Raw genomic sequence first — 24,270 nt, 5'->3', positions numbered from 1 at the left:
AATCTAGAGTCTTGCCTCGATTATCTTACAGTGCTTTCTGCTCTATTGTTAATGATTAAATTGTTAATTATTTTCTGGATAAACAATCTCGCCCTGACTATCCGTGCGATACACCCAACTGCGACGAGAATTTTTCACAACTACACGCCATCCGTCTAGCTCTCCTTCTTCACACTCACTATTCCAAAAGGGCAATCCTAAACAGTTATCTGACCAAATCTCAGGTGTAGCGTTTACGATCTCTATCGTACGCAGGGGGAGTCGTCGGCGACGAGCCAAATCTTTTAAAACGGCTTGTCTAACGGATTCCGGTAATCTTTCAAGTTCAGGGGTTCCAGCAGAGGATCGATCGATCGCTGGCCGGATAATCGAGCCATCTCGATTGGTACGATAGTCCCAAGTTTGATTTAGAGTATCACTGATGACCGTGATTTGCCAACCCGGAATGGCGATCGCGGTGCAATTATTGCCTCCTAACCCTAAACAAGTATCCGGCCAAGTTTGGGGTATGGCTTGTTGAAAGGCTAAAGAATCAATAGGTTGTTGAGATTCTTCCGCGACTGTTTTTAAGACCATATCCTGTAAAAATAGGGGAAAAGCAATTTCTTGGGGCGTGGTTTCGAGTCGCCGAATTTGTCCTTGAACATCACTACGATAACCCCAACTCCGAGACCCATCAGACAGCACAATACGCCATCCAGGAATGATTTGTTGAGCGCAAAATTCCCCAGGAAGGGCTAATCCTAGACAGGTATCTGGCCATTGTTGGCGACTTCCTTGAACCAAGGAGAGGCGATCGGGATGTATGCCTAATTCAATGCTAAGATCCCAACGAACGGCATCAACTAAAAATTGTGGAACAGTTTGAACTTCACTAGAATTAATGGGGATACCCTGAGCGAGTACAGGTACAAGTAATGCTTGGTCTGTTAATGTGGGATTCACCCCAATTAAACTAGCAAATACTATCCCCCATACATCAATTTTGAACTGAGACATAAGATAGGTAAGCGCTTCACGCTGGTAATTGGTAATTGGTAATTGGCAATCTGCTCATTCCCCTATTTTCCCACCCTTAAACCCATCATTATTAATTGTTAATTTTGAATTGACTTTACGACTCGTAAACGTTGAGTAATCATGGTAATGCCATCCCCACGAACTAAGACTGCTGAAATCCATCTGGGTTCGGGAATAACGGGGGCAGTCCCTAATTTGAATAAACCGCCAGCCGAGAGTAACTCCAAGTCGATAGATTCTGATTCCAGATAATTATCTGCACTGACGGGTTCTTCTAGGACTGCTCCTAAGAGAACATTATTCCCTAAAGGTTCTTGAACGATCGCATCTAACGTAAAGCGTTGTCCAATTAAAACCTGTTCCGGTAGTTGAAAATCAACGGTAGGTGGATTGTCTCCAGCCGTTAAAATGGTGCGTTCGGAGAGGATTTCCTGGGAGACTAGCTTTTGATTTTCTAACCGTTGTCGCGATCGAATTTCAGATTGCATATCCATCGATCGCCCCATCATCATTTTCTTACCTTGTATAGTGGTTACCGTTTCGGCAATCCAAGCATTTCCTTCCTGTTCCCAGGATTCGATGTTGGTGCTGTAGCGAATCTGACTATACTCTTGCCAAAATCCCGATAACACTTCTGCCAGGCTAGAGTGGGTTAAGCCATCCTCACTCTCAAACTGGCGATCGTAAAAGGATAAAACCCCTTGCAGATTCTGTTGACTGGCATTACTGTCAATTTGCTCGATCACCTGTTTTAATTCGTTGGGTACGGTTTCAGCAGCTCGTACCCCCAGGTTGCCCCCAGTACTGGCGATCGAGATACTCAAAAGCAGGGTAGCCCAAAGGCGACTACCGGGTAATGTCGCCCTTCGTCTCTGGTGACTGGAAACCGAATTTATCATCTTATGGCTCATTTATTTACCAATTCAATACTTACTGAACCCGCTATGGGAAAATAATCATTACTATAACTCTAGAGTACCTGATTCATATCCTATAGCCCTTTCATGTCTGATTCACCCTTAAGACTCTTAATTGCCGCTAGTGGAACCGGTGGGCATTTATTTCCCGCGCTGGCTGTTGCTGGGCAACTTCAGAACTGCCATATTGAATGGTTGGGCGTTCCCAACCGTTTGGAAACTCAGTTAGTTCCTAGTCAATATCCCCTACATACGATCGCCGTTGAAGGCTTTCAAGGAGGCTTGAGTTTCAAGAGTCTGAGAGTGTTGCAAGGGTTAGTAAGTTCCATTGGAGTCTGTCGTCGGTTATTGAAAACAGGGCAATTTCAAGCAGTGTTTACCACAGGGGGTTATATTGCGGCTCCTGTGATTATTGCCGCGCGATCTCTCGGTTTACCCGTTATCCTCCATGAGTCTAACGCCTTACCGGGTAAAGTGACGCGGTTTTTGGCTCCCTGGTGTACGAACGTTGCTGTCGGATTTGAAGATGCTAAAAAATATCTTAAAAAAGCCAATGTCATCTCTATGGGGACTCCCGTTCGTGCTGATTTTCTCAATCCCCAACCCTTGACTTTAGATATTCCTGAAGATTCGCCTGTAATTGTTGTGATGGGTGGATCTCAAGGGGCAGTTGCAGTGAATCAACGGGTGCGCGAAGCGGTGCAAGATTGGTTAGATCGGGGGGTAGTGGTGGTTCATTTAACTGGAAATAACGATCCTCAAGCTCAGGATATTCAGCATCCGCACTATTTAGTCCTACCCTTTTACGAGAATATGGGGGCTTTGCTCCATCGAGCTACCTTAGTCATTAGTCGCGCTGGAGCAGGGACGTTGACGGAATTGGCGATCGCCAAAACCCCGGCACTACTGATTCCCTATCCCTATGCTGCCGACGATCATCAAACCTATAACGCCCAGATTTTCGTCCAAGCAGGGGCAGCTCAAGTCTTTGAGCAAAAACAACTCACGGCTGAAACCTTAAAGCAAACCGTTTCTCAATTACTCCAATCTCCAGAAACCCTAGAGAAGATGGCAGAAGCGATGGGTTCCCTTGCTGTACGCGACAGTGCCGAGCAGTTAGCCCAATTGATCGTCAAGATGATTTAGTGAATGACTCCAACCAAAAACCGTTCGCGAGCTTCCTGCTTCACTTGTCCGTTCATAATCGCAAATTGCAATTGCATAAACGCTCGAAAGTCTTCCACATCGTACTTGTGGCTGAGGTTAGTTCGCAGTTGTTCTTCAGCTTCCACGCTCAGATAGCCTAGAGTTAGACTTTGGTTAACAATCTCTCGAATTAACATAAGACGCTTGACTCCTTGGATAGTAGATGACCTGATGGCTGTGTGTTCCCTTAATTAACCTGCCATCAATGTATTTGCTTTAGGTTTTATTAAGATTTGATCGTGATAACTGTAAATTCACCAAATTTGCTAGTTTTCCCTAGACTTTCTGAGATTTTTGGAGGATTCACTTCACATAAATACACGTAATTATATTGAAATCCTACGGAATGAGAGTTTCAAGTTCCACAAAGTCACGCAAATTGTAACAAAACTTCATGAATATATGTTAATGTGCCTGTCTGACAGCTACCGATTACCACGGATTACCTAATCGTATAGCAGAGAAGGGGAGAGTTATATCAAATCCTTAGATGTTTGCTATAGAGGATTGACACTCCAAACACGGGGATTGATGTGTCGCATTACTTGACTTCGGGTTAACTGGAGTGGCTGTTGAATGGGTTTTAAGTGGCGATCGAGGAAACGAATTGACTTTATTTATGCTCATCCTATTGTATAGATGCTATATTATAGTACGAGCTAAATCCATTGATAAAATCCGAAAAAAATATTGATATTTACAGGAAAGCCATCATAATCTGGCGGGAATTCTTGGAAAACTCAAATCAAACTATACATTTATTCATGGGTTTAATCTTATCCATCTCTGAATTGTGGGTATAGTAAGGTTAAGTTATGGTACTTTATCGAGTTTTATTGGTCACCAATAAGACAGGAGATTATACTCAAGTCGATCGGTTGTTGAATGAGGCTCCCAGTTGGGCTATATGGGGTCTTGAGTTTCAAATAGAGTTTTATCATAACTTAGAAGACGCGATCGCCCAGCTCTCAGAACAACACTTTGATGTTCTGTTAATCTCTCTCAATTCCCCAGATAGTCAAGCCATGGAAACCCTACAGGACTCTCAACAGAAGTTTCCTTACTTGGCCACTGTGGTATTTACGTAAAACAAAGATGAAACCCTGCGGGTTCAATGTTTACAATTGGGGGCACAGGGATATTTAATCAAAGATCAAATCGATAGTAAGCTCTTAGTCTATTCCCTACGATTGGCGATCGAGCAAAAACGCCAACTGCAAGTTTTGCAGCAAAATCAATTAAAACGACTTCAAGAACAAGAAATATTGGGACTCACACATATCGCTGATACAGGCCAAACCCAGATCACCGCTAAACTTTTTGGATTATCCTTGTTACGAGAATCGTCACCCGAAATTTTTCAAGAAATTGTGCAAGAATATGGAGAGTTAATGGACTTGTCTATGGAACAAAGGGCTTATAGAGTTGAACACAACATTTCTGAGAAACTGCGGAATATGGGAGAACAGCTAGGGTTCTTAAAAGCCTCTCCTCGAGATGTGGTTGACATTCATACTCAAGTTTTGAAAGAGAAAACCCAACAAACCAATCCCGTCAAAGCGCAAGCCTATGTTTCAGAAGGGCGATTAATGGTTTTAGAATTAATGGGTTACTTAGCCTCTTACTATCGGAAGTACTTTATTGGCTTAAATAAATTAAACGTCACCAAAAATTACCAAAACTTGAAACCGTAATGCACTACTATTTACTCAAACTCTATATTACTGGGAATACGCCGAAGTCTCAACGAGCGATCGCCAATCTTATAGAGATTTGTAATACTCAACTCGAAGATCAATACGAACTGAAAATAATTGATGTTTTAGAAGAACCCGAATTGGCAGAAACTGAACGAATCTTAGTTACTCCCACCCTAATCAAACAACTCCCCCAACCCATTCAGAGGATTATTGGAGATCTCTCCAATGTAGACACGGTACTCCTAGGACTAGATTTGATTCCAGAGACGAGAGACAATAAATGAAAGGAATCCTAAGATTCTCATCTAGACCCTAACCAATCAAACCACTGTTTCCGCTTCGCGGACATGAAGATGAATGTAGACAAGTATCCAGACTCAGACGCAATTGAAAAGCTTGAAACCGGTATTCCCGGATTTGACTTTCTGTCCCAAGGGGGACTACCCAAAAACCGGGCTACCCTAGTAGTCGGAACAGCAGGGAGTGCAAAAACCGTATTTGCAACCCAATTTCTAGCCGAAGGGATTAAACGGGGAGACAACGGTATATTTATTACCTTTGAAGAACCCCCAAAAGCAATCCGTAAGAATATGCGCGGGTTTGGTTGGAAAATTCAGCAATGGGAAGAAAACCCGGTTTTCCTCTTTCCTTTTGAGTCTATTGACTGAAAGATTAGACTTTCTTCGTTTCTCTGGACAAATTCCCCCTAGACTTGCGATTATGCAAGTGCGATCAGCGATCGCTGTTGGTAGTGAGGAGGTATATCTATGGCAACCATTACAGGAACCCCTTTCAATGATTTTCTCGGTGGAACACCTTTTTCCGATTTGATTATAGGCTTGGAGGGTAATGATAGCCTCTATGGTGTGGATGATAACGATCAAATCTATGGAAACCAAGGCGTAGACCTAATTTCAGCAAATCGAGGCGATGATGTGGTTTTTGGTGGTCAAGGGAATGATGCGATCTTTGGGGGGCAAAATAACGATCGCATTTTTGGCAACCGAGGGGACGATCAGATTAATGGGAACCGGGATGAAGACCAGATTTATGGGGGACAGGGAAATGATCTCCTCCGAGGAGGTCAAGGACATGACCAATTATTTGGGGATTTTGGGGATGATATTCTCTATGGTGATAATGGCAGCGATACGGTAACTGGAGGCGTAGGTAATGATATTTTTGTCATTGGTGCTTCTGTTACTCCGAATGCTCGCACGACAGGTGGCCGTCGCTTGCAAGATGCGGATGTATTTACCGATTTCCGTGTTGGGGAAGATCTGATTGGTTTAACCAATGGTTTGCGCTTTGAGGATTTGAATATCTCGCCGGGAAGTGGCAATCAAACGATTATTCAGGATATGCAAACCGGGGAGTTTCTGGTCATTGTTGAAGGGGTTAATTCAACCCAGTTGAGTGCGGCCAATTTCCGGACTGTACCGGGTCAATTTACGATTTGGGTTTAGCAGGGAAGTTTGGGGGACATTAGGTAGCCAGACCCTGTTTTACCCCTTGAGCTTCAATTCTTAACTGAAATCAAGCCTTAAATGATCGAGTACGAAGTTCACTCCTGTAGCGATCGCGAATGCTAGAATTGGCAACTTGCGGCGATCGGCAACTTAAGACTTACTGAGGGAATCGATAAAACCGTAGTAGGATAGGCTATCAACGCACCCTACTCCTTATTCATCACTGTATGCCAACATGGATTTACTGCGATCGCTCCCCATTGGTCTCTATCTCGAAAACCCCACTACTTGGCTCCATCGCCTCGATCCCAGAATTAAACTGATCTGGTTACTGAGTTTTCTAGCGATCCCAGTCCTTGCAAGTACCCCTTTTCGTCTCATTCTGGTGGGTTTTCTGATTGCCATTACCCTCACTACCTCGATTCCCCTGCGCGTGCTGAAGCAACAACTGGGATGGTTACTCATGCTGGGGACTCTGATCGTCTTAATTACCATTGTTGCGCCTGATGGATTAACCGTTGTCCATCAACCTCGGTTACCTGCTGTTGAGGACTCTTTCGCACAACCCACCTCCTATCGCTATACCCTGCTTACCCTTAATCTGGGATTTAGCCAGTTAATCATCACCCGTTTATCTCTCGATCTGGGATTACGCTTAGGAACATTGATCTTTACCGTTATTTATAGTACGGGTCTTTTCCTGCTCACTACCGCACCAGAAGAAGTAACGGCTGCCCTGGAAACCTGGATGTCTCCCCTTAAACGCTGGGGAGTTCCAGTAACGGAAATTACTCTAACCCTGACGCTTTCCCTGCGGTTTATCGCCTTAGTCCTGGAAGAAGTGCAAAATTTAATCCGCTCCATTAATACCCGCGCTATTAATTGGAAGAAATTGGGATTAAAGCGATCTTCGCAAGTCTGGTTAATGGTGGTAGAACGATTGCTAGAAAACCTGCTGCTCAGAGCAGCTCAAATTGCCAGCGCGATGGAAGTGCGAGGCTTTACCCAACCCAATCAGCATAAAGTAGAATGGTATCAGTTCCAATGGCATATCTGGGATGGAGTCGCCCTAATCAGTTTGGTAGGGTTATGGTGCGCTCGTCTAATATGGGGACAAATAAGCTGAGGAGTCATATGGAGTGTTGAAACCTCAAAGCCATGTACAACAAGATTATTCTCTATTCCCTAGCGCAAAGCGCTATAAGTGACCATCTTTTGGTAGAGTAAAGGAGTTGAAAATCGCTACCCTTTTGTTCAAGGCAAACGGTTTGAGCAGTTATCCCTAATTTTTTCATCCCAGTGTTAATGTGAATGTCTGGCGAAACTTATCTGAGTCATCCTACATTTGGTTTGTTGTTTAGGGTTTGTGTAATAGAGAATCGTAAAGAACTCTTTACTACCCTATATGCCCAACGATTATTTTTTATCGTGATCGCCAGTCCAGAGGGACTCAAATTTGAGTCGGTAACGCGAGGAGAAGCTCGGATCGTGTTAGAGAATCGTCTGCGATCGCTGCGGCGAGAAGGTAAACTTTCCCTTTATGATGAGTTAATGGTGGTTCATAAGCGAACGTTCCAATGACTGATTTAGAGAACTCCATGGCGAATCGGATCGCTCAAATTCGCTCAACCCTTCCAGATCGGGTGCGTCTAATTGCGGTGAGCAAAACGGTTGGGAGTGAACGGATTCGGGAAGCGTACAGAGCAGGAATCCGTGATTTTGGTGAAAGTCGCATCCCAGAAAGTCTTCAGAAACAGGAAGAACTGAAGGATTTAACGGATATTACGTGGCACTTGATTGGCCATTTACAAAGTAACAAGGCGAAAAAGGCGATTGCTAACTTTCCCTGGATTCATTCGGTAGATTCCCTCAAACTCGCCCAACAGCTTAACGAGTTAGCCGAGAACTTAGAGACGAAACCGAAGATTTGTCTGCAAGTGAAAATTGTCCCCGATCCGCAAAAATTTGGTTGGAGGGTCCCAGAACTGCTCAACGACTTACCAGTTCTCGATCGCTGCGATCGCCTGGATATTCAAGGGCTAATGTGTATTCCTCCCTTCGGACTCAATTCAGAGCAGACTTATGAAGTTTTCCAACAAACCGCAGAATTAGCTGATAAGATTAAACAGCAAGATTGGTCGAATCTTCAAATGCACCACCTATCCATGGGCATGTCAGCAGATTATCCCCTGGCTATCCAAGCAGGAGCAACCCTAATCCGTCTGGGAACGACCCTCTTTGGGCAACGAAATCCCTAGAAAATCTCAATATAGCGCTCCGCGCGGTAATCGGTAATTGGTCATTAGGAAAACCGTTTTCCCCTTAAAAGTCGCCCTCATTCAACCCATTGTCAGTATTCCCTCACCTTCATGGAAAGCGCTCTAACCTCCGAATACTCGATCTTTGCTCAGACTGTGGATGCAAGGAAGTTTAGAGTGGCTAAGACTCGAGGGTGTAGCGTTGGAGCGATCGCTGGCTGTGGAAAAGTCACCCAATTCTGTGGAAAGAAGCAGACTAGATCCATCAATTTGCAATTGATGCAAGAAAATGGAAGCTTTCTTGCTAGACTGCATGGTGGGTAATTGAAGATCTCAGTACCAGGCTAAGGAGGTTCTATTAACCATGAATTTATTTTCCAAACTCAGAGACTTTGTAGGTCTGAATGAGCCTGTATATGATTACGGGTATGATGATGAGTTAGATGCTCAAGAGTATCAGAACATCTATAAAGAAGACAATCCCCAACCTGAAGTCGAGGAAGTACCTCAACCGAGAAGACGGTTGCGGGAACGCCCAGAAATGGGTATCGATCCACAAATACCAGGAGCAGCACCGATGAATAATGTGATTGGGATGCCTGGAGCAGCCAATTCTATGTCCGAAGTGGTGGTTATGGAACCCCGCTCATTTGAAGAAATGCCTCAAGCGATCCAAGCTTTGCGGGAAAGAAAATCAGTGGTCTTGAATTTAACGATGATGGACCCGGATCAGGCCCAACGTGCTGTGGATTTCGTGGCTGGCGGAACCTATGCGATCGATGGCCACCAAGAACGAATTGGTGAGAGTATTTTCTTGTTCACACCAAGCTGTGTGAGTGTAAAAACGCAAATTGGTGGGATGCAAAACAACCCCCAGTCTCAAGTCCGTCCCGTTCGTCCGACCGCATCATCGCCTTCTCCGAATTGGACGGATAACCCGGCTCAAATGGCTTAGGAGTGAGAGGCAAGAGGCAAGCGGCAAGAGGCAAAAGGCAAGAGACAAAACGGGTTTTTCCGACTGCCGACTGCCGACTGCCGACTCCCCACTCCGTTGATAAAAATAATGGACAATAGATAAGTTAAGAATTATGGTGCAACTGGGTATTATTGGGGGCGGGGTAATGGCGGAGGCTATTTTATCCCGTATTTTAGCGGAGAAGATTTATTTAGGAAGTCAGGTACTGGTGAGTGAACCGAGATCCGATCGCCGTCAGGAGTTAGTCGAGCGCTATGGAGTGCAGGTGACGGACAATAATCTAGAAGTGACAGCAGTAACGGAGATGGTGCTGTTAGCCATTAAACCCCAAGTGTTTGACAAAATCGCTACGGAGTTGTCCGGGGTAAAAATGCCGTTGTTGGTCTCTATTTTGGCTGGAGTTCCGATCAGTCGCCTGGAAGCGGCGTTTCTGGATATGGGTGTTATTCGTGTTATGCCCAATGCTCCAGCAACGGTAGGTGCGGGGATGAGTGCGATCGCCTCGGGTTCCCACACCACTCCCGCTCAGTTAGAGCAGGCCAAAACCTTGTTATCAGCCGTGGGAGAAGTGGTAGAAGTGCCGGAAACCTTGATGGATGCAGTAACTGGACTTTCGGGTTCCGGGCCCGCCTTTGTAGCCTTGACCATTGAGGCGTTATCTGATGGTGGAGTAGCCGCCGGACTGCCAAGGGCGATCGCCACAAAACTAGCCGTGCAAACGGTTTTGGGGACAGCACAAATGCTCCAAGAAACCGGTTTACATCCTGGAGAACTTAAGGATCGGGTAACCAGTCCTGGAGGAACGACGATCGCCGGAGTCCGGCAATTGGAGTTAGGCGGCCTGCGATCGGCTTTAATGGAGGCCGTTTTAGCATCCTATGAGCGTTCCCAAGATCTGGGACGATAGGGAGATGGGGAGATGGGGAGATGGGGACGCGGGGACGCGGAGAGGGAGATCCTCTATTACCTATTACCGTGCGAAGTGCTATATTACTATAGCTCCATTAGCTTTGAGTGTAGAGATCGCTGCTTGAGTTAAGCCTTCAATTTCAGAAATATTCATCTCTGCATAGGGAGGTTCCACCCGCAGGGTTTTGATCAATGCTCCCTGGTAAACATCCCAGAGTTTAATGGTTTCATCTTCGCTCCCACTGGCTAAGATTTGAGCATCGGCACTGAAGGAAATAGATCGCACCCCTTCGTTATGTCCAGTTAAGGTATGCACGCAGTTTCCCGTGTTCGTATTCCAGATTTTGATGGTGCGATCGCTGCTGCCACTGGCTAGAATCTCTCCGTTATGGCTCATGGTCAAGGCATGAACCCAATGATGATGAGCCGGTATTGTGTGCAAACACTCTCCCGTTTCCATATTCCAGAGCCGTACCGTAGTATCATCCATCACTACTACTGGCTAAAAAATGACCATTGGGACTAAACGCCACTGACCAGACCCAGTTGTCGTGACCGGGCAAAACTTGCACTTCACCGGTTTCTAGATCCCACAGGCGGATGGTCATGTCATTACTGCTACTGGCAATCCGTTCACTATGAGGACTAAAGGCTACGGAATACACTCCTTCTGTATGACCGGTTAATGTATGCAGACATTGGGGATGTTCTGGGTTGGAAAGGCTCCAGATTTTGACCAGGCGATCGGCGGCTCCCGTGGCTAAATTTTGACCGTCAGGGCTAAAGACAACAGAGCGTACGGTTTCCTGATGGTCTTGTAAGGTGGCTAAACAGTTACCATTGGCGAGATTCCAGAGTTTTACGGTTTGGTCAGCGCTTCCACTGGCTAAAAGGTTACCATCGGGACTAAAGGCAATGGAGCGCACCCAACCTTGATGAGCTTGAAGGGTTAAGAACGGTTGACTGTCGTCGAATCCCCAGAGACGGATTGCACCGTAGCCATCGCCAATGGCGACTAATCGTTCCTTGGGGCTAACGGCGAGACAAAAGACGGGGCCGAAGACATCGGTAAATACGGAACCGGTAAAGTGACATTGGCTAAAATTGGTGTTATTGAGATTGTGTCCTTTGAGGTAGGCTTGGCGGATGGGGAGTTGAGAAAAGTTGGTGTGGGAAAGGTTAATTTTCAGTTGACAGAGGAGGTTGATCAGGTTACCAGCAGCGTATCCGAGGAATTTGGTGTTGGTTTGCCCAGATGTAGGGGCGGGTTCACCCATATTTTCGCCTTCCCACTGGGATCTTCCTGAACCCGCCCCTACGGAACCTGGTGGGTGGGCGGGTTCACCCATGGCTTCAAGGTTTAGAAGTATCTAACCTCTCAACGTAAACCCCGCCTTTCTCATACCGGTAATCGACGTTTGAGAAAAGCTTTATATATGCCAGCGATAGTGGCTATGGGCCATAATCCCCTTCTCAAGGCTTTCAGCCAGAGGTGATTGAGTCGAGGGAAGGTGAAAATGCCGGTGAGCGCGGCCGTTATGAGTAAACTTCTTCATTTGGCGTTTGCCTTGTTGAAGTCCCAAAAGCCTTTTGACCCCAATTACACGATCTCCGCTCCGATCTCCGTCCCGATCTCCTCCCCTTGACATCCAAGACAGTATTTACCATCGGGCTTGATGATGTAAGCAATTCCCATCGGGTCAGGATAAATACCTGTGGCAGTTTCAAAAATATCATCATGGCCAACAAGTGCTGTAAAACCTGTTACGAAAGAAGCAACTAACCCAAGAGCAAGAGATAGTTTCAGTGCTTTGATGTGCTTGGCCATGATTTTGAAGATAATTTTTTCTAAGATCTTTAGTTAAAATAGTATTAATAGAAATTATTGTCAAAAGAAAGGTAAAGTTTATAATAAGCAAGCTTTGTAGCAAGTTCTTCCAATTCTAGCTTACGACCTGCTCTGTGAACTAGAACTTAGGTTATGGCAGTCGGTTGTGTCTCTTTCGGTTGGGTTTAAAAATTAGGCTCTTAAAAAGGAGGCCACTATCCACATAAACAACATTTACAATTATTGCCATCATCATCACAGCATTGGCAGCAATCAATGGCTAAGTTCTGCTTCATAAGGTTTGGGTTTTGCTGGGAACAGCCAAAAGTCTGGATAGCCGCGATCATCAAAAGGATCTGAAGCAGCTTCGGTAGATAATTCATTGTGTCTATGCACCCTTGAACTCTTAATATCTTTACTTTACCGCTTTTTTTATCAAGTGACCTAGGGGGGAAAACCACTTATTTTAAAGTAGTGATTCAATCGATTTATTTTACCCATTACCCATGAACAGCGTGTAGGGCTATAGTTGTGATTGCAAATTTATCAGAAATAATTAATCTTCAGGTTAAACAGAAAGCCGATCGCCTCGATCGCTATCTCTCGGATCGGTTACCGAATTTTTCTCGCTCCCGGCTCCAGAAATTGATCGATCGCGGTCAAGTGAAAGTCAATGATCGTGTATGTCAACTGAAGAAAATGACTCTGCAACCGGGCGATCGCATCATCTTAGAGTTGCCTCCCGTACAACCGATTGACTTGATCCCAGAAGATATCCCCCTGGATATTCTCTATGAAGACGATCAAATCTTGATTGTCAATAAACCGGCTGGCTTAGTGGTACATCCCTCAGCCGGTCATGAAACGGGGACATTAGTCCATGGCATTTTAGCCCATTGTCCTGACTTAAAAGGCATTGGTGGCGAGCAGAGACCGGGAATTGTCCATCGACTCGATAAGGATACCACTGGCGCTCTGGCGATCGCCAAAACTGAAACCGCCCTTTATCATCTCCAAGCTCAACTGAAAGAAAAAACTGCCCGTCGCGACTATCTCGGTATTGTCCATGGTTCTCCCAGCACCGATAGCGGAACCGTTAACCAACCCATTGGGCGACATCCTGGAGATCGTCAAAAAATGGCGATCGTACCCCTAGAAAAAGGCGGCCGTTCCTCCATCACCCATTGGCAGGTTCAAGAGAGCCTCGGTAACTATACCCTCCTGCACTTCCAACTTGAAACCGGCCGTACCCATCAAATCCGCGTCCATAGCGCCTTTATCGGTCATCCCCTTGTGGGAGATGCCACCTATAGTCGCAACCGCTCCGTAGGCGTTAACCTCTCTGGGCAAGCCCTCCACGCTTGGCAACTGCGCCTACAACATCCCACAAAAAAGGAGTGGATAGAAGCTACTGCTCCACCACCCCCAGAATTTAATAAACTTTTACAAGTGCTTAGACAAAGATTAGGACTTTGACTGACGGTAAGGAGCCGCGATCGGAATATTCGCGGTTGAAACCCGTCCTGCTCCTCCGGGCCGAGCGCTACCAATGGACTTAGCCATATCCATGAAATAGGAAGGGCTGCCAGCACCTGGTACTTTCTCTTGGGGAGTAAACTTGCGGATTTGGTTTTGCCAAACCAATTGAGGGAAGCCCAACTGAGAACGGTGATAGGCTTCATACCGAGGAGTCTTGAGATTAAATGGGGTATCTCCAGTTGGCCGTTGGGGAATAGACCGACGACGCTGATAGGGAACCGTGTCATACCCAAAGTTCTCCAGGTATTCATCACTCTCTAGGAGTTGATCGATGAATCCCATTACCCCTTTGGTAGCAATCACAATTGACCAAGCCAGTTTTTCCCGCTCGCTGTATACGTCGCGGCCTAACAAACGTTGGACGCAGATTTCTACAAAGCGATAATTGTTATTGGTTTCGTAATTCAGCCGCAGGAAGGGATCGGAGGTCACTAAACCTTTAATGAAATCCCGAACCGTGATTTGACCATACCGGAGTTGAGACTCTAGGAAGGTTTGTTTATTTTGCTTGAGAATTTGGTGTTCGCTATAAATCTGGCGATAACCAGCCCAAATTACTTCATCCATGTCACTGCCAGCGGGCAGATTTTCCGTGGAATAAATGATGGGCTGCTCTTCTGAGCCTTTTTCATAGCCAGAAACACGCTCATTTTGTGTTTTTGGAGAGTAGTTTAATAAAGGAATTGCCACCTTGATATATCTCCCGAATCTTAGAAAAACTTACATTCCTTAACTATTTACTATATATCAGACTTTGGGCCAATCCTGTAGAAAGGTAGATGGAGAAAATTGAATGAGTAACTCTGGTTTTAATGCAAGAATTCTTAATATTTTTTAATATATAGCGTTTTGTGTTAGGGAATAGGGAACAGGGAATCTTCCTCCCCATGTCTGGAGTGTTTCCCCATTCCCCATTTCCCTAACTAATCTTGGGGCCTAAACCAACGGTTCCGGCATAAACTGCCATTTCACCTAATTCATCTTCAATGCGTAATAAGCGATTATACTTGGCAATTCGTTCGCTGCGGGAGAGGGAACCCGTTTTAATTTGTCCTGCGTTCGTGGCAACGGATAGATCGGCAATGGTTGTATCTTCCGTTTCTCCAGAACGGTGACTGATAACGGAGCGATAGCTCGATCTAGCTCCGAGAGCAATGGTATCCATGGTTTCGGTCAAAGAACCAATCTGATTGAGTTTAATCAAAATAGCATTGGCAACAGAGCGATCGATCCCTTGCTGCAAACGACTAGGATTAGTGACAAATAAATCATCACCAACGAGCTGAATGCGATCGCCTAATTTCTCCGTTGCCAGTTTCCAATTATCCCAATCATCTTCAAAGAGAGCATCTTCCATCGAAACAATGGGATAGCGATCGATTAAACTGCCCAGATAACCCACAAATTCTTCAGCCGAGTGGGAAGACCCATCATAAACATAATTGCCATTATCATAGAATTCGCTCGCTGCCAGGTCTAAGGCTAAAGAAACTTGCTTTCCAGGTTCATATCCCGCCTTATTAATGGCATCCATGAGAATATCTAGGGCTGCCTGGTTCGACTCTAAGTTGGGAGCATATCCCCCTTCATCTCCTACTCCCGTGAGTAAGTTGTTGTCTTTGAGGACCTTGCTCAACGAAGCAAACACTTCTGCACCCCAGCGTAGAGCCTCCTTAAACGTTGGCGCGCCATGGGGGACAATCATGAACTCTTGGAAATCTACATTATTATCTGCATGGGCCCCACCATTGATCACATTCATCATCGGCACAGGAAGCACATTGGCGGAAGGGCCGCCCAAATAGCGGTATAAGGGCAATCCTAGGGTTTCTGCGGCGGCTTTGGCGGTTGCTAGAGAAACGGAGAGAATAGCATTTGCGCCCAATTCTTTCTTATTACTAGAGCCATCTCGGTCAATCATCAGATGGTCAACCAACCGTTGATTGAGAGCATCTATTCCAATGAGTACTGGAGCAATTTTTTCTTGGACATTGCGAACTGCGGTTAAGACTCCTTTACCCCCATAACGCTCAGGGTCATCATCTCGGAGTTCATGGGCTTCAAACGTCCCAGTTGATGCGCCACTAGGGACTTGGGCTAAACCCATGGCACCATTAGCTAAATAGACTTGAGCCTCTACCGTGGGGCGACCTCTAGAGTCGAGAATCTCGCGGGCGTTGATTTCGGCGATCGCACTATCGAGTTCAGGCATAATCTTATGTTGTCCTTATTGTGTCTAGGGAACGTCTGTTAGAATACGCCATGGATCTTCCATTTGCCTTGAATTTTGGAAAGTATTTGGGATTGAAACTCGGAGATTAAACCATGCGATTTCTACACACCATGTTACGAGTGAAAAACTTAGAAGAGTCTCTAAAGTTTTATTGCGACATTTTAGGGATGAAACGGCTGCGTCAAAAGGACTATCCAGGTGGAGAGTTTACCTTGGCGTTTGTCGGATATGGGGAAGAATCCGATCATACGGTTCTAGAACTCACCTATAACTGGGGTCAAGACCAGTACGATCTCGGAGATGCCTACGGTCACATTGCCCTAGGAGTAGAAGATATCTATCAAACCTGCGACCAAATTAAGGATAAAGGCGGTAAGGTGGTGCGCGAACCCGGGCCGATGAAGCATGGATCTACAGTAATTGCTTTTGTAGAAGACCCCAATGGCTATAAAGTAGAACTGATTCAAACGAAGTCTTAAGTAGACCAGCATGACGGCATGACTACCAATTTTCCGCAAGCGGACATCAAAGAGCAAAGTAAGGGTACAACTCCCCTTCAACTGCATGAATGGAAACCCCTGCTAATGGTGGGGGGATTTTTTTTTACGGTCTGTATGGCGTTGGTCTTGCATCGCCATTTCACCTTTTATTCGTCCTACGATCAGGGCATTTTTAATCAGGTGATGTGGAATGGCACTCAAGGGAATTTCTTCCAAAGTAGCCTGTCTTCGCAGCTCTCGACCAATGTGGTTCACGCTGGAGAAGTGCCTGATGTCAGTTATCATCGTTTGGGACAGCATTTTACCCCAGCTTTGCTCCTGTGGTTGCCGCTCTATTCCTGGTTTCCCCAAGCTGCAACCTTATCCGTATTATTGGTGACTGTGATTTCTGCGGCAGGCATGGTGCTATACGTGCTAGCCCGGCAATATCTCGAACCGATTCCGGCTTGCTGGATTACTTGTAGCTATTATGGGGCCCATGCGGTAATTGGTCCGACCTTATGTAATTTTCACGATAATTTTCAGTTACCCTTATTTATGTTTACACTGCTACTGGCGATGGAAAAACGGTGGTGGTGGCTGTTTGCGCTCATGTGTCCTTTGATTTTAGCGATTCGTGAGGATACGGGTATTGCGCTGTTTGGGGTGGGCATGTACATGATTGTGAGCCGCAGGTTTCCTCGGATTGGGGCAATGGTTTGCGTGCTGAGTTTTGGGTATATTTTAGCTTTAACTAATCTAATCATGCCCCTATTTTCCGATGATATTTCCAAGCGTTTTATGTTGGAGCAGTTTGGGCAATATACAGATGCCCAGGAAGCATCAACCCTGGATATTATTAAGGGGATGTTAATGAGTCCTGGAAAATTGGCGATCGAATTAATCACCCCATTTTCGCTCACTCTCAGGTATATTATTGCTCAATGGTTGCCGTTTGCCTTTGTCCCTGTCGTCGCACCGACTGCCTGGATCATTACGGGTTTTCCCTTGCTCAAATTATTCTCAGGTCAGACAACTTCACTGCTGTCAGTTAATGTGCGTTATGCCATAGCGGTGGTTCCGGGACTCTGTTATGGGGCTATTTTATGGTGGTCTGGGGAAGGGTTCAATAACTTTTTTCAGCCGAATAAGCCCCGTCAACCTCGCGCTCTGAGTCGTGTCTCGAAACGGGTGTGGGCAATATGTCTGAGTATTTCTATTTTTTTGGCGATCGCCGCTAATCCCAATCGCACCTTATACTTTATTGTGCCCGATTCTGTAGAGCCATGGGTTTATGTCTCTCCCCTACAACAATGGCAAAGAAGTCAGGAAATCCATAATATTATCGGTCGAATTCCCGAAGATGCCAGTGTTGCGGCAACCACCTATATCATTCCCCATCTGTCCAGTCGCCGCGAAATTATTCGTTCCCCCTTCGTATTTATTAAAGATGATAATGGGCAAGTAGAAACCGTGGATTATGTGGTGGTTGATTTATGGCGTTTAGTGCGCTATCAACCGGCATTTGGTGAGGATAGAGAATCCCTGAACATCCATGTGGGTTTAATTAATCATCTGCTCACTACCTCCCAGTATGGGATTACCGAATTTATCAATGGAGTGGTTTTAATGGAAAAAAACGTGAATTCTGTGCCGGAAAAATTGCAGCAATGGCAAGCGTATGAACAATCCATTCAACCCGTTTTAAATCAAGAGCGAGGTTAATGGAGTTCTTGCAGAAGTCAGGGAATAGGCAATAGCACTCAGATTGTAAAGTGCGATCGCCTGGATTTACGGTTGGTGAGGGCGGCTTTAGGATTTGAATCAATCTAAGTGTCCTCATATACTTTCCACATCATCTTAATGTAAAGTTTTTAATTTTACAGTTGTCCATGGTAGGGATGATCTGTTAACTTGGCACTGTAAGCATAGGGTGGTACTTTCTTATGCGTAACAAAGTTGTTGCTATTGTCCTCGCCTTCTTTTTTGGCTGGTTTGGTGCCCACAAGTTTTACCTGGGCCAAACCTTCATGGCAGTTCTCTACCTCTTCTTCTGCTGGACTATCATTCCAGGTCTCCTCTCTATCTTTGACTTTATCGGTCTTTTGCTAACCTCTGATGAAGACTTCGATCAGCGCTTCAACGGTCGCAAAGCCGGACTACCCAGCCGCAAACTCCAACAACGCCTCCTCAAAGTTTGCAAAGAATACCGAGGCGCGACCCTCAGTGATTGCATCATGGAAACTGGAGCCGATATAGAAGAAGTTCAAGAAGCCCTTAATCGCTTTGCCAAAAACGGACTCATCTCCGTCGAAAACCGCCCCCACGACGGAGCCGTGATCTACAAAACTGTTTAAACTTCACCGATTAAGGGTGAGGAAGCGATCTCCCTTTAGCTTTGCGCTATCTTTGTAGCAGTCGCCGCCAAATTTGCGATCATGAAGGCTATGCTCATGTGGGTTTACAATGATTTTGGAGGCGACGGCTTTGATTAATTTCCAATATTTAGGAGATTGGGATTGGCTCAAACTACAGTAATATTTGTTAAGTGTTAAGTGTTAATTTCTGAATCATCCATTTCCAAGCATCTTCGAGTAACGTATACAAAACGGGGACAACAATTAAACTTAATAAAGTAGACGTAATTAATCCCCCCATAATTGCAACTGCCATGGGTTGGCGTAATTCTGCGCCTGCGCCAAATCCAAGGGCAATGGGGAGCATTCCTAACAAAGTCGAGCCAGTCGTCATTAAAATCGGTCTGAGGCGCACTTTTCCGGTTTCTAATAAAGCTGTATAGCGATCGATTCCTTTCTGGCGCAATTGGTTGGCATAGTCCATTAAAAGCAGAGCATTTTTATCTAAAAGTCCCAGAAGAAAGATTAAGCCCAAGAGGGAAATCATACCAAAATCACTTTGGGTAATGAGTAAGGCTAACATCGCTCCGACAATGGATAAAGGGAGACATAAACCGACAACAATGGGTTCTTCTAGACGACCAAATAAGAGCCAAAGGAGCAAGAGCATGGAAAGAATTGAAAACGTTAAAGTTGTGCCAAAACTGCCCAATACTTCGCTACTGGATGCCCCTTCTCCACCAATAATGAGGCGGATATTTTCTGGGAGTATAGTATCAGCAATTTCGATGATTTCATCGCTAATATTGCCGATCGCCGCTCCATCCGTTAAATTGGCACTGAAGATCGTCACCCGCTCTCCCTGGTAGCGATCGATGCGCTCAGGAATATCTCCCGATTGACGGACTCCAGTTTCGGTAACCTCTAAATCGGCTAATCCAGCCAGTTGCGCTAAACGCTCTTGAAATCTTTGCGCGGCTTGATTTAGCTCAACTAAATCCTCTCCTGCTAACATCACTTGCACGGGCTTTTGATCTACCGTATCTACAAATTGGATATCTTCCACGCTGAGGGTGACTCTAGGGATTTTTGGGAGTTCTTCCCGTAGGTGTTGCTGCATTTCTAACGTGCTTAACTGGCGATCGCCCTTCAACATCACCCGCATCTTTCCCTTATTTGCTTCTCCCCGCAACCCCATGATGGTATAGACACTTTCCACATCCGGAAAACTCAACACCACTTCCTCCAACTCTTCCGCAACGTTGCGAGACTTGCGTAAAAGAATCGGTTCGGGAGATTGAACAAGACTCGCTAACCAACTGAACGATCCCCGATCTTCGGATGTTTCCGTGGGGGGAGGAGCGCTAAATTTCGGCAGTTCTGAGGTATAGACGATGTTAAACTCCCCGCGATCGAGTTGGGGGATAAAACCCTTGGGAATAAAAGGAATCAGGGCAATCCCAGCAATGAAACTGAAGAGGGCAATACTCACAACTATCCATCGATGGTGTAAACACCATCCCAAGAGCTGACCATAGGCGCGAGAAACCCCATATCGGCGAACAGGCTTCTGTTGAAACGTTTTTTCTCGTTTGAGCCAATCTACGGCTAAAATCGGCGTGAGAGTGCGAGCCACGAACAAAGAGGCGATCGTGGCTGCGGAAATGGTTAAGCCAAAGGGTTTAAAAAACTGTCCAACTGTGCCTCCCATAAAGGCAACCGGGAGGAAAACGGCGACAATGGTAAGGGTAGAGGCAGCTACCGTTAAACCAATTTCATTCGTAGCCGCGATCGCCGCTTTTAACGGAGATTTTCCTAATTCTACATGGCGAGCAATATTTTCAATCTCGACAATCGCATCATCGACAATAATCCCAATCACCAAGGCTAAAGCCAACAGGGTAATCGTTTCGAGATTAAACCCATAAATTGCCATCACAATAAACGTCGCTAACAGGGAAATAGGAATGGCTAAAGCCGCGATCAGCGTGGCAGGGATATTCCAGAGAAAGGCAAAAATCACCAATACCGCTAAGGCGATCGCCAAAAATAACGCATCAATAGTCGATTGTGTCGCTTCTTGAATATATTCTGCGTCCGTATCAGCTAAAACTAACTGTAAATCTGTGTGATTCTCCTGTAATTGGGCAACTTCATCCTCAATGCGATTCACCACATCCAACGTATTCGCATTGCGGCGCTTTACCACACTCAACGCCAGAGCATTTTCCCCATTAAATCGTACTAACGTTGGGGGATGTTGGGTCGCCAAAACCTCTTCTAATTGAGGATTGGGTAGGGTTTCCCGGTTGCGATCTAAACCATCTCCCCATATATCTACCCGTAATACTCCCTCGACAGCGGATAATTCCGGAACAAAAGAGGATACCGCGACTTCACGCAACGTTTCCAAAGAAAGGGTTTGGCTGAGGATAGCATAACTAATTACGCTCGACTCATTTAAATTGAGAGGAATGACCTCAACTTTTGTGTCCTGGGGTAGGGACAATTGGTTTAAATCGGTTTCCAATTGGGGCGCGATCGCCTCCAAATTCACCCCGACTTCAAAAATGCCATTTACCACCGTTTGTCCGGGATAAACTAAAGAGCGGCTATGATTTAATCCGGGGAGATCTTGCAGTTGAGTTTCAATCGGTTCCGTTAGTTCCGCTTCTATATCTAAAGGCGTAGATAAGGGAGCAGAAGCATGAACCACTACCACCGGAAACGTAATATCCGGAAAAAGAGCATACTTGAGGGAACTAAACGCAAAAATCCCCGCTACCATTACCGCGATCCAAAATCCCAGCGTGATGCGGGGGGTGGCGATCGCCCAGCGAGAAATATTTAACCGCTCCCGCCATTTCTGCTGGCGTTTTGTCCCTTTTGACGATCTTCCTTTCCCTTCATTCACAGCCATACCCCTGAAGTGCCCATAAAAAATCCCCAAATCATGGGGACGCTAACATTAAAAAGACTCAAACCTTATCTTAAAATAATTGAACGGCACACTGTTGCCCAATTTCTAGGAATTGGGGAGGATCTTCTCTTTTTTTCTCCGCTTCAGCAATCAGCTTTTGATAGTCACCATGACTGAATTGAGCTTGAAACTCAGTGAGTACGCATTCACATAAGGGTTCAATTAAATCGGGAGGTAAAAACGTCTCAGTTTCTTCACGACAGTTCTTTAGAATCTCATTCACTGCGTCTTCGGGATAGACATGAGGCGTTGGGGTTGGAGTTGACTGCGCTCTGGTGAGGGGAGTTATCCCTAAACATCCTAAACCGATCAGGGTTGCTAACCCCTTTTTCCATGAATCCATCATTACTCTTTTCCTTGAATCCTCAATCAATTAAAATAGCTGGGCAGTATCGAAGTTTGGGACATGCTCTAAGTTCCCCATCGATCGCCATTTCCGCCGTTGCAACTGAGAATAGATACCTTGGATCGGATCGCCAGCCCTAAATTCTCATCACCGACTGTAATTTTAGTCCCTCAAGGGGCTGAATATCATGCTGTTCGTCGAGGTATGGGTGCTTTGCCTTTATCCTCTCAGTTGCCAAGTGTCTATCCCATTCCCATGGGAAGTGAACCCGTCAGCAAGTATTTACAACAGTGGATTACAGAAATTATACCCGATCGCCCAACTCTTCTTGTCCTGGGATTAGCGGGTAGTTTATCTGCTCAACACCGAGTGGGTGATGTGGTTGTGTATCAACAATGCTGTAATTTAGCTCCAGAACAACCTCTACAGAGTCTAGAGTGCGATCGCGCCTTAACTCAATTTCTGAGCGATCGACTCACTCCCCATACCCAACCCGTAACTGGCTTAACCAGCAGTCATATTATTACTCAAGCAACTAAAAAACAGAACCTCGGTCAAACCTACCAGGCTTCGGTTGTCGATATGGAAGGATTTGCGATTTTAAAAACTTTACAGAGCGCAGGCATTGCTGTGGGAATGGTGCGGGTAATTGGCGATCGCCACAATCAAGACCTGCCTAATCTCAATGATGCCATAAATGCCCAAGGTCAACTTGCCCCCATTCCCCTCGCCCTACAAATGCTCAAACATCCCCTGAATGCCATGAACCTCATTCACGGATCGCTGAAATCATTGCCCATTCTCTCTCAGATTGCGATTCAACTCTATAAAGATACCTAAAAGATACCTAGAGGCGATCGGGGCGACTAGAAATCCGGTTTCCCCATTCCCCATTCCCCATTCCCCATTCCCCCTTAATTAAACTCCCGTAAACTCCTCGGATCGAGGGCATCGCGCAACCCATCCCCCAAAAGATTAAACGAGAGAACTGTTAAAATAATCAAGATCGCAGGAGGCCAAACTAACCAAGGTTGCAAGACTAAAATCGAGGCATTCGTCCCCGCAGATAATAAATTTCCCCAAGAGGGATCGGGTTCTTGAATCCCCAAGCCAATCAGACTTAAAACCGATTCAGCCACAATAAACCCAGGAATAGCCAGAGTTGCGGAAATAATCACATAGGTCGCCGTTTGGGGCAAGACATGGCGAACAATAATATAAACCGGATTAGCTCCCATCGCCTTCGCCGCTTGTACAAATTGTTGCTCTTTAATCGATAGGACTTGACCTCGAATCACCCGTGCCAATCCCGACCAACTGATAAAAGAAGTAATAATGACAATCAGGAGAAACCGTTGAGCGCTGGTGAGTTGGGGCGGAATCACCGCAGCTAGGGCAACCAATAGATAAATACCGGGAATGGTCATTAGCACCTCCACCAGTCGCATCAAAATCGCATCTGTCCAACCGCCAAAATAACCCGATATACCGCCCACGAGCATCCCTAGGGGAAAAGAAATCAAAATTCCCACTAAACCGATACTGAGGCTAATTTGACCGCCCCAGAGAAGACGACTGAACTGGTCTCTCGCTTGCCGATCTGTGCCCAAGAGATTGAGCCGTCCTTCTCCTTGTGTTCCAAAAAGATGGAGATTCGCGGGAATGATACCCAAGAGTTTATAGTCATCTCCCTGGACAAACAGACGTAGAGGTGAGGGACGACTCCGGTCTATAATCAGGGGGCGATCGCCTGTATCTAAATCTGTAGCTCCCTGGGTTACCGGATAGACACGTGGCGAAAATTGTCCTTGCTCATTCAACCACTCAATAGGCGTAGGTGGTAAAAGAGAGCCATCAAGTTGGGAACTATAGGGACTGTAAGGGGCAAAAAAACCCGCACCGATCGCCACAATATAGAATATTATCAGAATCACCGCTCCCACCTGAGCAAGGGGATTTTTGCTCAGTTTCTGCCACCAATCCACGGCTGTACCTCTTCAACTCTGGATTTCCTATTGTGCCATGGATTGACCCAAGAGGATGGCTATATTAA

The 24,270-nt window shown here is 45.7% G+C and carries 26 protein-coding genes and 2 pseudogenes; 17 read left to right on the top strand and 11 right to left on the bottom strand.

Annotated features, from left to right (window positions below; genetic code table 11):
• Positions 1 to 63: 63 nt before the first annotated feature.
• A complete protein-coding gene (locus J7545_RS21470) occupies positions 64 to 999 on the bottom strand; it encodes a hypothetical protein (RefSeq protein ID WP_318698069.1) in 936 nt (311 codons plus the stop codon).
• Positions 1,000 to 1,097: 98 nt separating this feature from the next.
• Entirely contained in the window at positions 1,098 to 1,931 is an 834-nt protein-coding gene (locus J7545_RS21465; protein ID WP_318720112.1) for a hypothetical protein, read from the bottom strand.
• Between the two features lie 93 nt (positions 1,932 to 2,024).
• Here J7545_RS21465 and murG point away from each other — a divergent pair, with 93 nt between their 5' ends.
• Complete coding sequence (murG, locus tag J7545_RS21460) at positions 2,025 to 3,083, top strand: undecaprenyldiphospho-muramoylpentapeptide beta-N-acetylglucosaminyltransferase (protein WP_318698067.1); 1,059 nt, start codon at positions 2,025 to 2,027, stop codon at positions 3,081 to 3,083.
• Here murG and J7545_RS21455 read toward each other — a convergent pair.
• Positions 3,080 to 3,280 carry a hypothetical protein gene (locus J7545_RS21455; protein WP_271939826.1) on the bottom strand — a complete coding sequence of 67 codons (201 nt, stop codon included), beginning with the start codon at positions 3,278 to 3,280 and terminating at the stop codon, positions 3,080 to 3,082. The genes murG and J7545_RS21455 overlap by 4 nt on opposite strands.
• 678 nt (positions 3,281 to 3,958) lie before the next feature.
• Here J7545_RS21455 and J7545_RS21450 point away from each other — a divergent pair.
• The 10 genes and pseudogenes from J7545_RS21450 (at position 3,959) to proC (ending at position 10,453) form a co-directional block, all read left to right on the top strand.
• Complete coding sequence (locus J7545_RS21450) at positions 3,959 to 4,231, top strand: hypothetical protein (RefSeq protein WP_318698066.1); 273 nt, start codon at positions 3,959 to 3,961, stop codon at positions 4,229 to 4,231.
• A 36-nt stretch (positions 4,232 to 4,267) separates the two neighbouring features.
• Positions 4,268 to 4,837 carry a hypothetical protein gene (locus J7545_RS21445; protein ID WP_318698065.1) on the top strand — a complete coding sequence of 190 codons (570 nt, stop codon included), beginning with the start codon at positions 4,268 to 4,270 and terminating at the stop codon, positions 4,835 to 4,837.
• The gene (locus tag J7545_RS21440; protein WP_318698064.1) at positions 4,837 to 5,127 is read left to right on the top strand and encodes a circadian clock KaiB family protein; all 291 of its coding nucleotides are present in this window, start codon (positions 4,837 to 4,839) and stop codon (positions 5,125 to 5,127) included. The genes J7545_RS21445 and J7545_RS21440 overlap by 1 nt, the downstream gene beginning before the upstream one ends.
• Before the next feature lie 69 nt (positions 5,128 to 5,196).
• Positions 5,197 to 5,490, top strand: a pseudogene (locus J7545_RS21435) (ATPase domain-containing protein); the annotation flags it as partial.
• A gap of 120 nt (positions 5,491 to 5,610) precedes the next feature.
• A complete protein-coding gene (locus tag J7545_RS21430) occupies positions 5,611 to 6,309 on the top strand; it encodes a calcium-binding protein (RefSeq protein ID WP_318698062.1) in 699 nt (232 codons plus the stop codon).
• Between the two features lie 238 nt (positions 6,310 to 6,547).
• The gene (locus J7545_RS21425) at positions 6,548 to 7,438 is read left to right on the top strand and encodes an energy-coupling factor transporter transmembrane component T family protein (RefSeq protein ID WP_318698061.1); all 891 of its coding nucleotides are present in this window, start codon (positions 6,548 to 6,550) and stop codon (positions 7,436 to 7,438) included.
• 185 nt (positions 7,439 to 7,623) lie between these two features.
• Positions 7,624 to 7,893, top strand: a complete 270-nt coding sequence (gene pipX, locus J7545_RS21420) for a transcriptional coactivator PipX (protein ID WP_318698060.1) — start codon at positions 7,624 to 7,626, stop codon at positions 7,891 to 7,893.
• Positions 7,890 to 8,570 (top strand): YggS family pyridoxal phosphate-dependent enzyme, encoded by a 681-nt coding sequence (locus J7545_RS21415; RefSeq protein WP_318698059.1) that lies wholly within the window; start codon positions 7,890 to 7,892, stop codon positions 8,568 to 8,570. The genes pipX and J7545_RS21415 overlap by 4 nt, the downstream gene beginning before the upstream one ends.
• A 364-nt stretch (positions 8,571 to 8,934) precedes the next feature.
• Positions 8,935 to 9,525, top strand: coding sequence for a cell division protein SepF (locus J7545_RS21410; RefSeq protein WP_318698058.1), 591 nt, complete (start codon positions 8,935 to 8,937; stop codon positions 9,523 to 9,525).
• A gap of 130 nt (positions 9,526 to 9,655) precedes the next feature.
• On the top strand, positions 9,656 to 10,453 hold the full coding sequence (gene proC, locus J7545_RS21405; protein ID WP_413038754.1) for a pyrroline-5-carboxylate reductase: 798 nt from the start codon (positions 9,656 to 9,658) through the stop codon (positions 10,451 to 10,453).
• A gap of 78 nt (positions 10,454 to 10,531) precedes the next feature.
• Here proC and J7545_RS21400 read toward each other — a convergent pair whose 3' ends face one another.
• Both J7545_RS21400 and J7545_RS21395 read right to left on the bottom strand, forming a co-directional pair.
• Positions 10,532 to 10,945: a hypothetical protein gene (locus tag J7545_RS21400; RefSeq protein ID WP_318698056.1), complete on the bottom strand. Its 414-nt coding sequence runs from the start codon at positions 10,943 to 10,945 to the stop codon at positions 10,532 to 10,534.
• Positions 10,938 to 11,804, bottom strand: a complete 867-nt coding sequence (locus tag J7545_RS21395; RefSeq protein ID WP_318698055.1) for a WD40 repeat domain-containing protein — start codon at positions 11,802 to 11,804, stop codon at positions 10,938 to 10,940. Before J7545_RS21395 ends, J7545_RS21400 begins: the two co-directional genes overlap by 8 nt.
• 39 nt (positions 11,805 to 11,843) lie before the next feature.
• Between J7545_RS21395 and J7545_RS24225 the strand changes: the two are divergent.
• Positions 11,844 to 11,951, top strand: a pseudogene (locus tag J7545_RS24225) (transposase); the annotation flags it as partial.
• A 104-nt stretch (positions 11,952 to 12,055) separates the two neighbouring features.
• On the opposite strand, the gene J7545_RS21390 reads toward J7545_RS24225, so the two are convergent.
• Positions 12,056 to 12,283 (bottom strand): hypothetical protein, encoded by a 228-nt coding sequence (locus tag J7545_RS21390; protein WP_318699415.1) that lies wholly within the window; start codon positions 12,281 to 12,283, stop codon positions 12,056 to 12,058.
• A 531-nt stretch (positions 12,284 to 12,814) separates the two neighbouring features.
• On the opposite strand from J7545_RS21390, the gene J7545_RS21385 reads away from it, so the two are divergent.
• Positions 12,815 to 13,759 carry an RluA family pseudouridine synthase gene (locus J7545_RS21385; RefSeq protein WP_318699414.1) on the top strand — a complete coding sequence of 315 codons (945 nt, stop codon included), beginning with the start codon at positions 12,815 to 12,817 and terminating at the stop codon, positions 13,757 to 13,759.
• On the opposite strand, the gene J7545_RS21380 is transcribed toward J7545_RS21385, so the two are convergent.
• Positions 13,748 to 14,512 (bottom strand): phycobilisome rod-core linker polypeptide, encoded by a 765-nt coding sequence (locus tag J7545_RS21380; protein ID WP_318699413.1) that lies wholly within the window; start codon positions 14,510 to 14,512, stop codon positions 13,748 to 13,750. The genes J7545_RS21385 and J7545_RS21380 overlap by 12 nt on opposite strands.
• Positions 14,513 to 14,741: 229 nt before the next feature.
• A complete protein-coding gene (eno, locus tag J7545_RS21375) occupies positions 14,742 to 16,034 on the bottom strand; it encodes a phosphopyruvate hydratase (protein WP_413038589.1) in 1,293 nt (430 codons plus the stop codon).
• Positions 16,035 to 16,147: 113 nt separating this feature from the next.
• Between eno and gloA the strand changes: the two genes are divergently transcribed.
• The 3 genes from gloA (at position 16,148) to J7545_RS21360 (ending at position 18,891) form a co-directional block, all read left to right on the top strand.
• A complete protein-coding gene (gloA, locus tag J7545_RS21370) occupies positions 16,148 to 16,534 on the top strand; it encodes a lactoylglutathione lyase (protein ID WP_318699412.1) in 387 nt (128 codons plus the stop codon).
• 18 nt (positions 16,535 to 16,552) lie between these two features.
• Positions 16,553 to 18,259 carry a DUF2079 domain-containing protein gene (locus tag J7545_RS21365; RefSeq protein WP_318699411.1) on the top strand — a complete coding sequence of 569 codons (1,707 nt, stop codon included), beginning with the start codon at positions 16,553 to 16,555 and terminating at the stop codon, positions 18,257 to 18,259.
• A gap of 221 nt (positions 18,260 to 18,480) precedes the next feature.
• Positions 18,481 to 18,891: a TM2 domain-containing protein gene (locus J7545_RS21360; RefSeq protein WP_318699410.1), complete on the top strand. Its 411-nt coding sequence runs from the start codon at positions 18,481 to 18,483 to the stop codon at positions 18,889 to 18,891.
• A gap of 187 nt (positions 18,892 to 19,078) precedes the next feature.
• Here J7545_RS21360 and J7545_RS21355 read toward each other — a convergent pair whose 3' ends face one another.
• Together J7545_RS21355 and J7545_RS21350 are read right to left on the bottom strand one after the other, a co-directional pair.
• A complete protein-coding gene (locus tag J7545_RS21355) occupies positions 19,079 to 21,811 on the bottom strand; it encodes an efflux RND transporter permease subunit (protein WP_318699409.1) in 2,733 nt (910 codons plus the stop codon).
• 70 nt (positions 21,812 to 21,881) lie between these two features.
• On the bottom strand, positions 21,882 to 22,217 hold the full coding sequence (locus J7545_RS21350) for a hypothetical protein (RefSeq protein WP_318699408.1): 336 nt from the start codon (positions 22,215 to 22,217) through the stop codon (positions 21,882 to 21,884).
• 96 nt (positions 22,218 to 22,313) lie between these two features.
• Between J7545_RS21350 and J7545_RS21345 the strand changes: the two genes are divergently transcribed.
• A complete protein-coding gene (locus J7545_RS21345) occupies positions 22,314 to 23,057 on the top strand; it encodes a hypothetical protein (protein ID WP_318720111.1) in 744 nt (247 codons plus the stop codon).
• Positions 23,058 to 23,131: 74 nt separating this feature from the next.
• Here J7545_RS21345 and J7545_RS21340 read toward each other — a convergent pair whose 3' ends face one another.
• A complete protein-coding gene (locus tag J7545_RS21340; protein ID WP_318699406.1) occupies positions 23,132 to 24,202 on the bottom strand; it encodes an ABC transporter permease in 1,071 nt (356 codons plus the stop codon).
• Between the last annotated feature and the right edge of the window lie 68 nt (positions 24,203 to 24,270).

It is taken from the genome of Roseofilum sp. SBFL (assembly GCF_017746885.1).
Taxonomy (GTDB): Bacteria; Cyanobacteriota; Cyanobacteriia; order Cyanobacteriales; family Desertifilaceae; genus Roseofilum.
Note: the sequence above shows the minus strand (reverse complement) of the source record. Positions and strands in the feature narration are given on the sequence as shown.

Excerpts from the sequence above, each read along its gene's own strand:
- J7545_RS21470 (WP_318698069.1), bottom strand. The coding sequence starts at position 999 with ATGTCTCAGTTCAAAATTGATGTATGGGGGATAGTATTTGCTAGTTTA.
- J7545_RS21465 (WP_318720112.1), bottom strand. The coding sequence starts at position 1,931 with ATGAGCCATAAGATGATAAATTCGGTTTCCAGTCACCAGAGACGAAGG.
- murG (WP_318698067.1), top strand. The coding sequence starts at position 2,025 with ATGTCTGATTCACCCTTAAGACTCTTAATTGCCGCTAGTGGAACCGGT.
- J7545_RS21455 (WP_271939826.1), bottom strand. The coding sequence starts at position 3,280 with ATGTTAATTCGAGAGATTGTTAACCAAAGTCTAACTCTAGGCTATCTG.
- J7545_RS21450 (WP_318698066.1), top strand. The coding sequence starts at position 3,959 with ATGGTACTTTATCGAGTTTTATTGGTCACCAATAAGACAGGAGATTAT.
- J7545_RS21440 (WP_318698064.1), top strand. The coding sequence starts at position 4,837 with ATGCACTACTATTTACTCAAACTCTATATTACTGGGAATACGCCGAAG.
- J7545_RS21430 (WP_318698062.1), top strand. The coding sequence starts at position 5,611 with ATGGCAACCATTACAGGAACCCCTTTCAATGATTTTCTCGGTGGAACA.
- J7545_RS21425 (WP_318698061.1), top strand. The coding sequence starts at position 6,548 with ATGGATTTACTGCGATCGCTCCCCATTGGTCTCTATCTCGAAAACCCC.
- pipX (WP_318698060.1), top strand. The coding sequence starts at position 7,624 with ATGTCTGGCGAAACTTATCTGAGTCATCCTACATTTGGTTTGTTGTTT.
- J7545_RS21415 (WP_318698059.1), top strand. The coding sequence starts at position 7,890 with ATGACTGATTTAGAGAACTCCATGGCGAATCGGATCGCTCAAATTCGC.
- J7545_RS21410 (WP_318698058.1), top strand. The coding sequence starts at position 8,935 with ATGAATTTATTTTCCAAACTCAGAGACTTTGTAGGTCTGAATGAGCCT.
- J7545_RS21400 (WP_318698056.1), bottom strand. The coding sequence starts at position 10,945 with ATGGATGATACTACGGTACGGCTCTGGAATATGGAAACGGGAGAGTGT.
- J7545_RS21395 (WP_318698055.1), bottom strand. The coding sequence starts at position 11,804 with ATGGGTGAACCCGCCCACCCACCAGGTTCCGTAGGGGCGGGTTCAGGA.
- J7545_RS21390 (WP_318699415.1), bottom strand. The coding sequence starts at position 12,283 with ATGGCCAAGCACATCAAAGCACTGAAACTATCTCTTGCTCTTGGGTTA.
- eno (WP_413038589.1), bottom strand. The coding sequence starts at position 16,034 with ATGCCTGAACTCGATAGTGCGATCGCCGAAATCAACGCCCGCGAGATT.
- gloA (WP_318699412.1), top strand. The coding sequence starts at position 16,148 with ATGCGATTTCTACACACCATGTTACGAGTGAAAAACTTAGAAGAGTCT.
- J7545_RS21365 (WP_318699411.1), top strand. The coding sequence starts at position 16,553 with ATGACTACCAATTTTCCGCAAGCGGACATCAAAGAGCAAAGTAAGGGT.
- J7545_RS21360 (WP_318699410.1), top strand. The coding sequence starts at position 18,481 with ATGCGTAACAAAGTTGTTGCTATTGTCCTCGCCTTCTTTTTTGGCTGG.
- J7545_RS21355 (WP_318699409.1), bottom strand. The coding sequence starts at position 21,811 with ATGGCTGTGAATGAAGGGAAAGGAAGATCGTCAAAAGGGACAAAACGC.
- J7545_RS21350 (WP_318699408.1), bottom strand. The coding sequence starts at position 22,217 with ATGATGGATTCATGGAAAAAGGGGTTAGCAACCCTGATCGGTTTAGGA.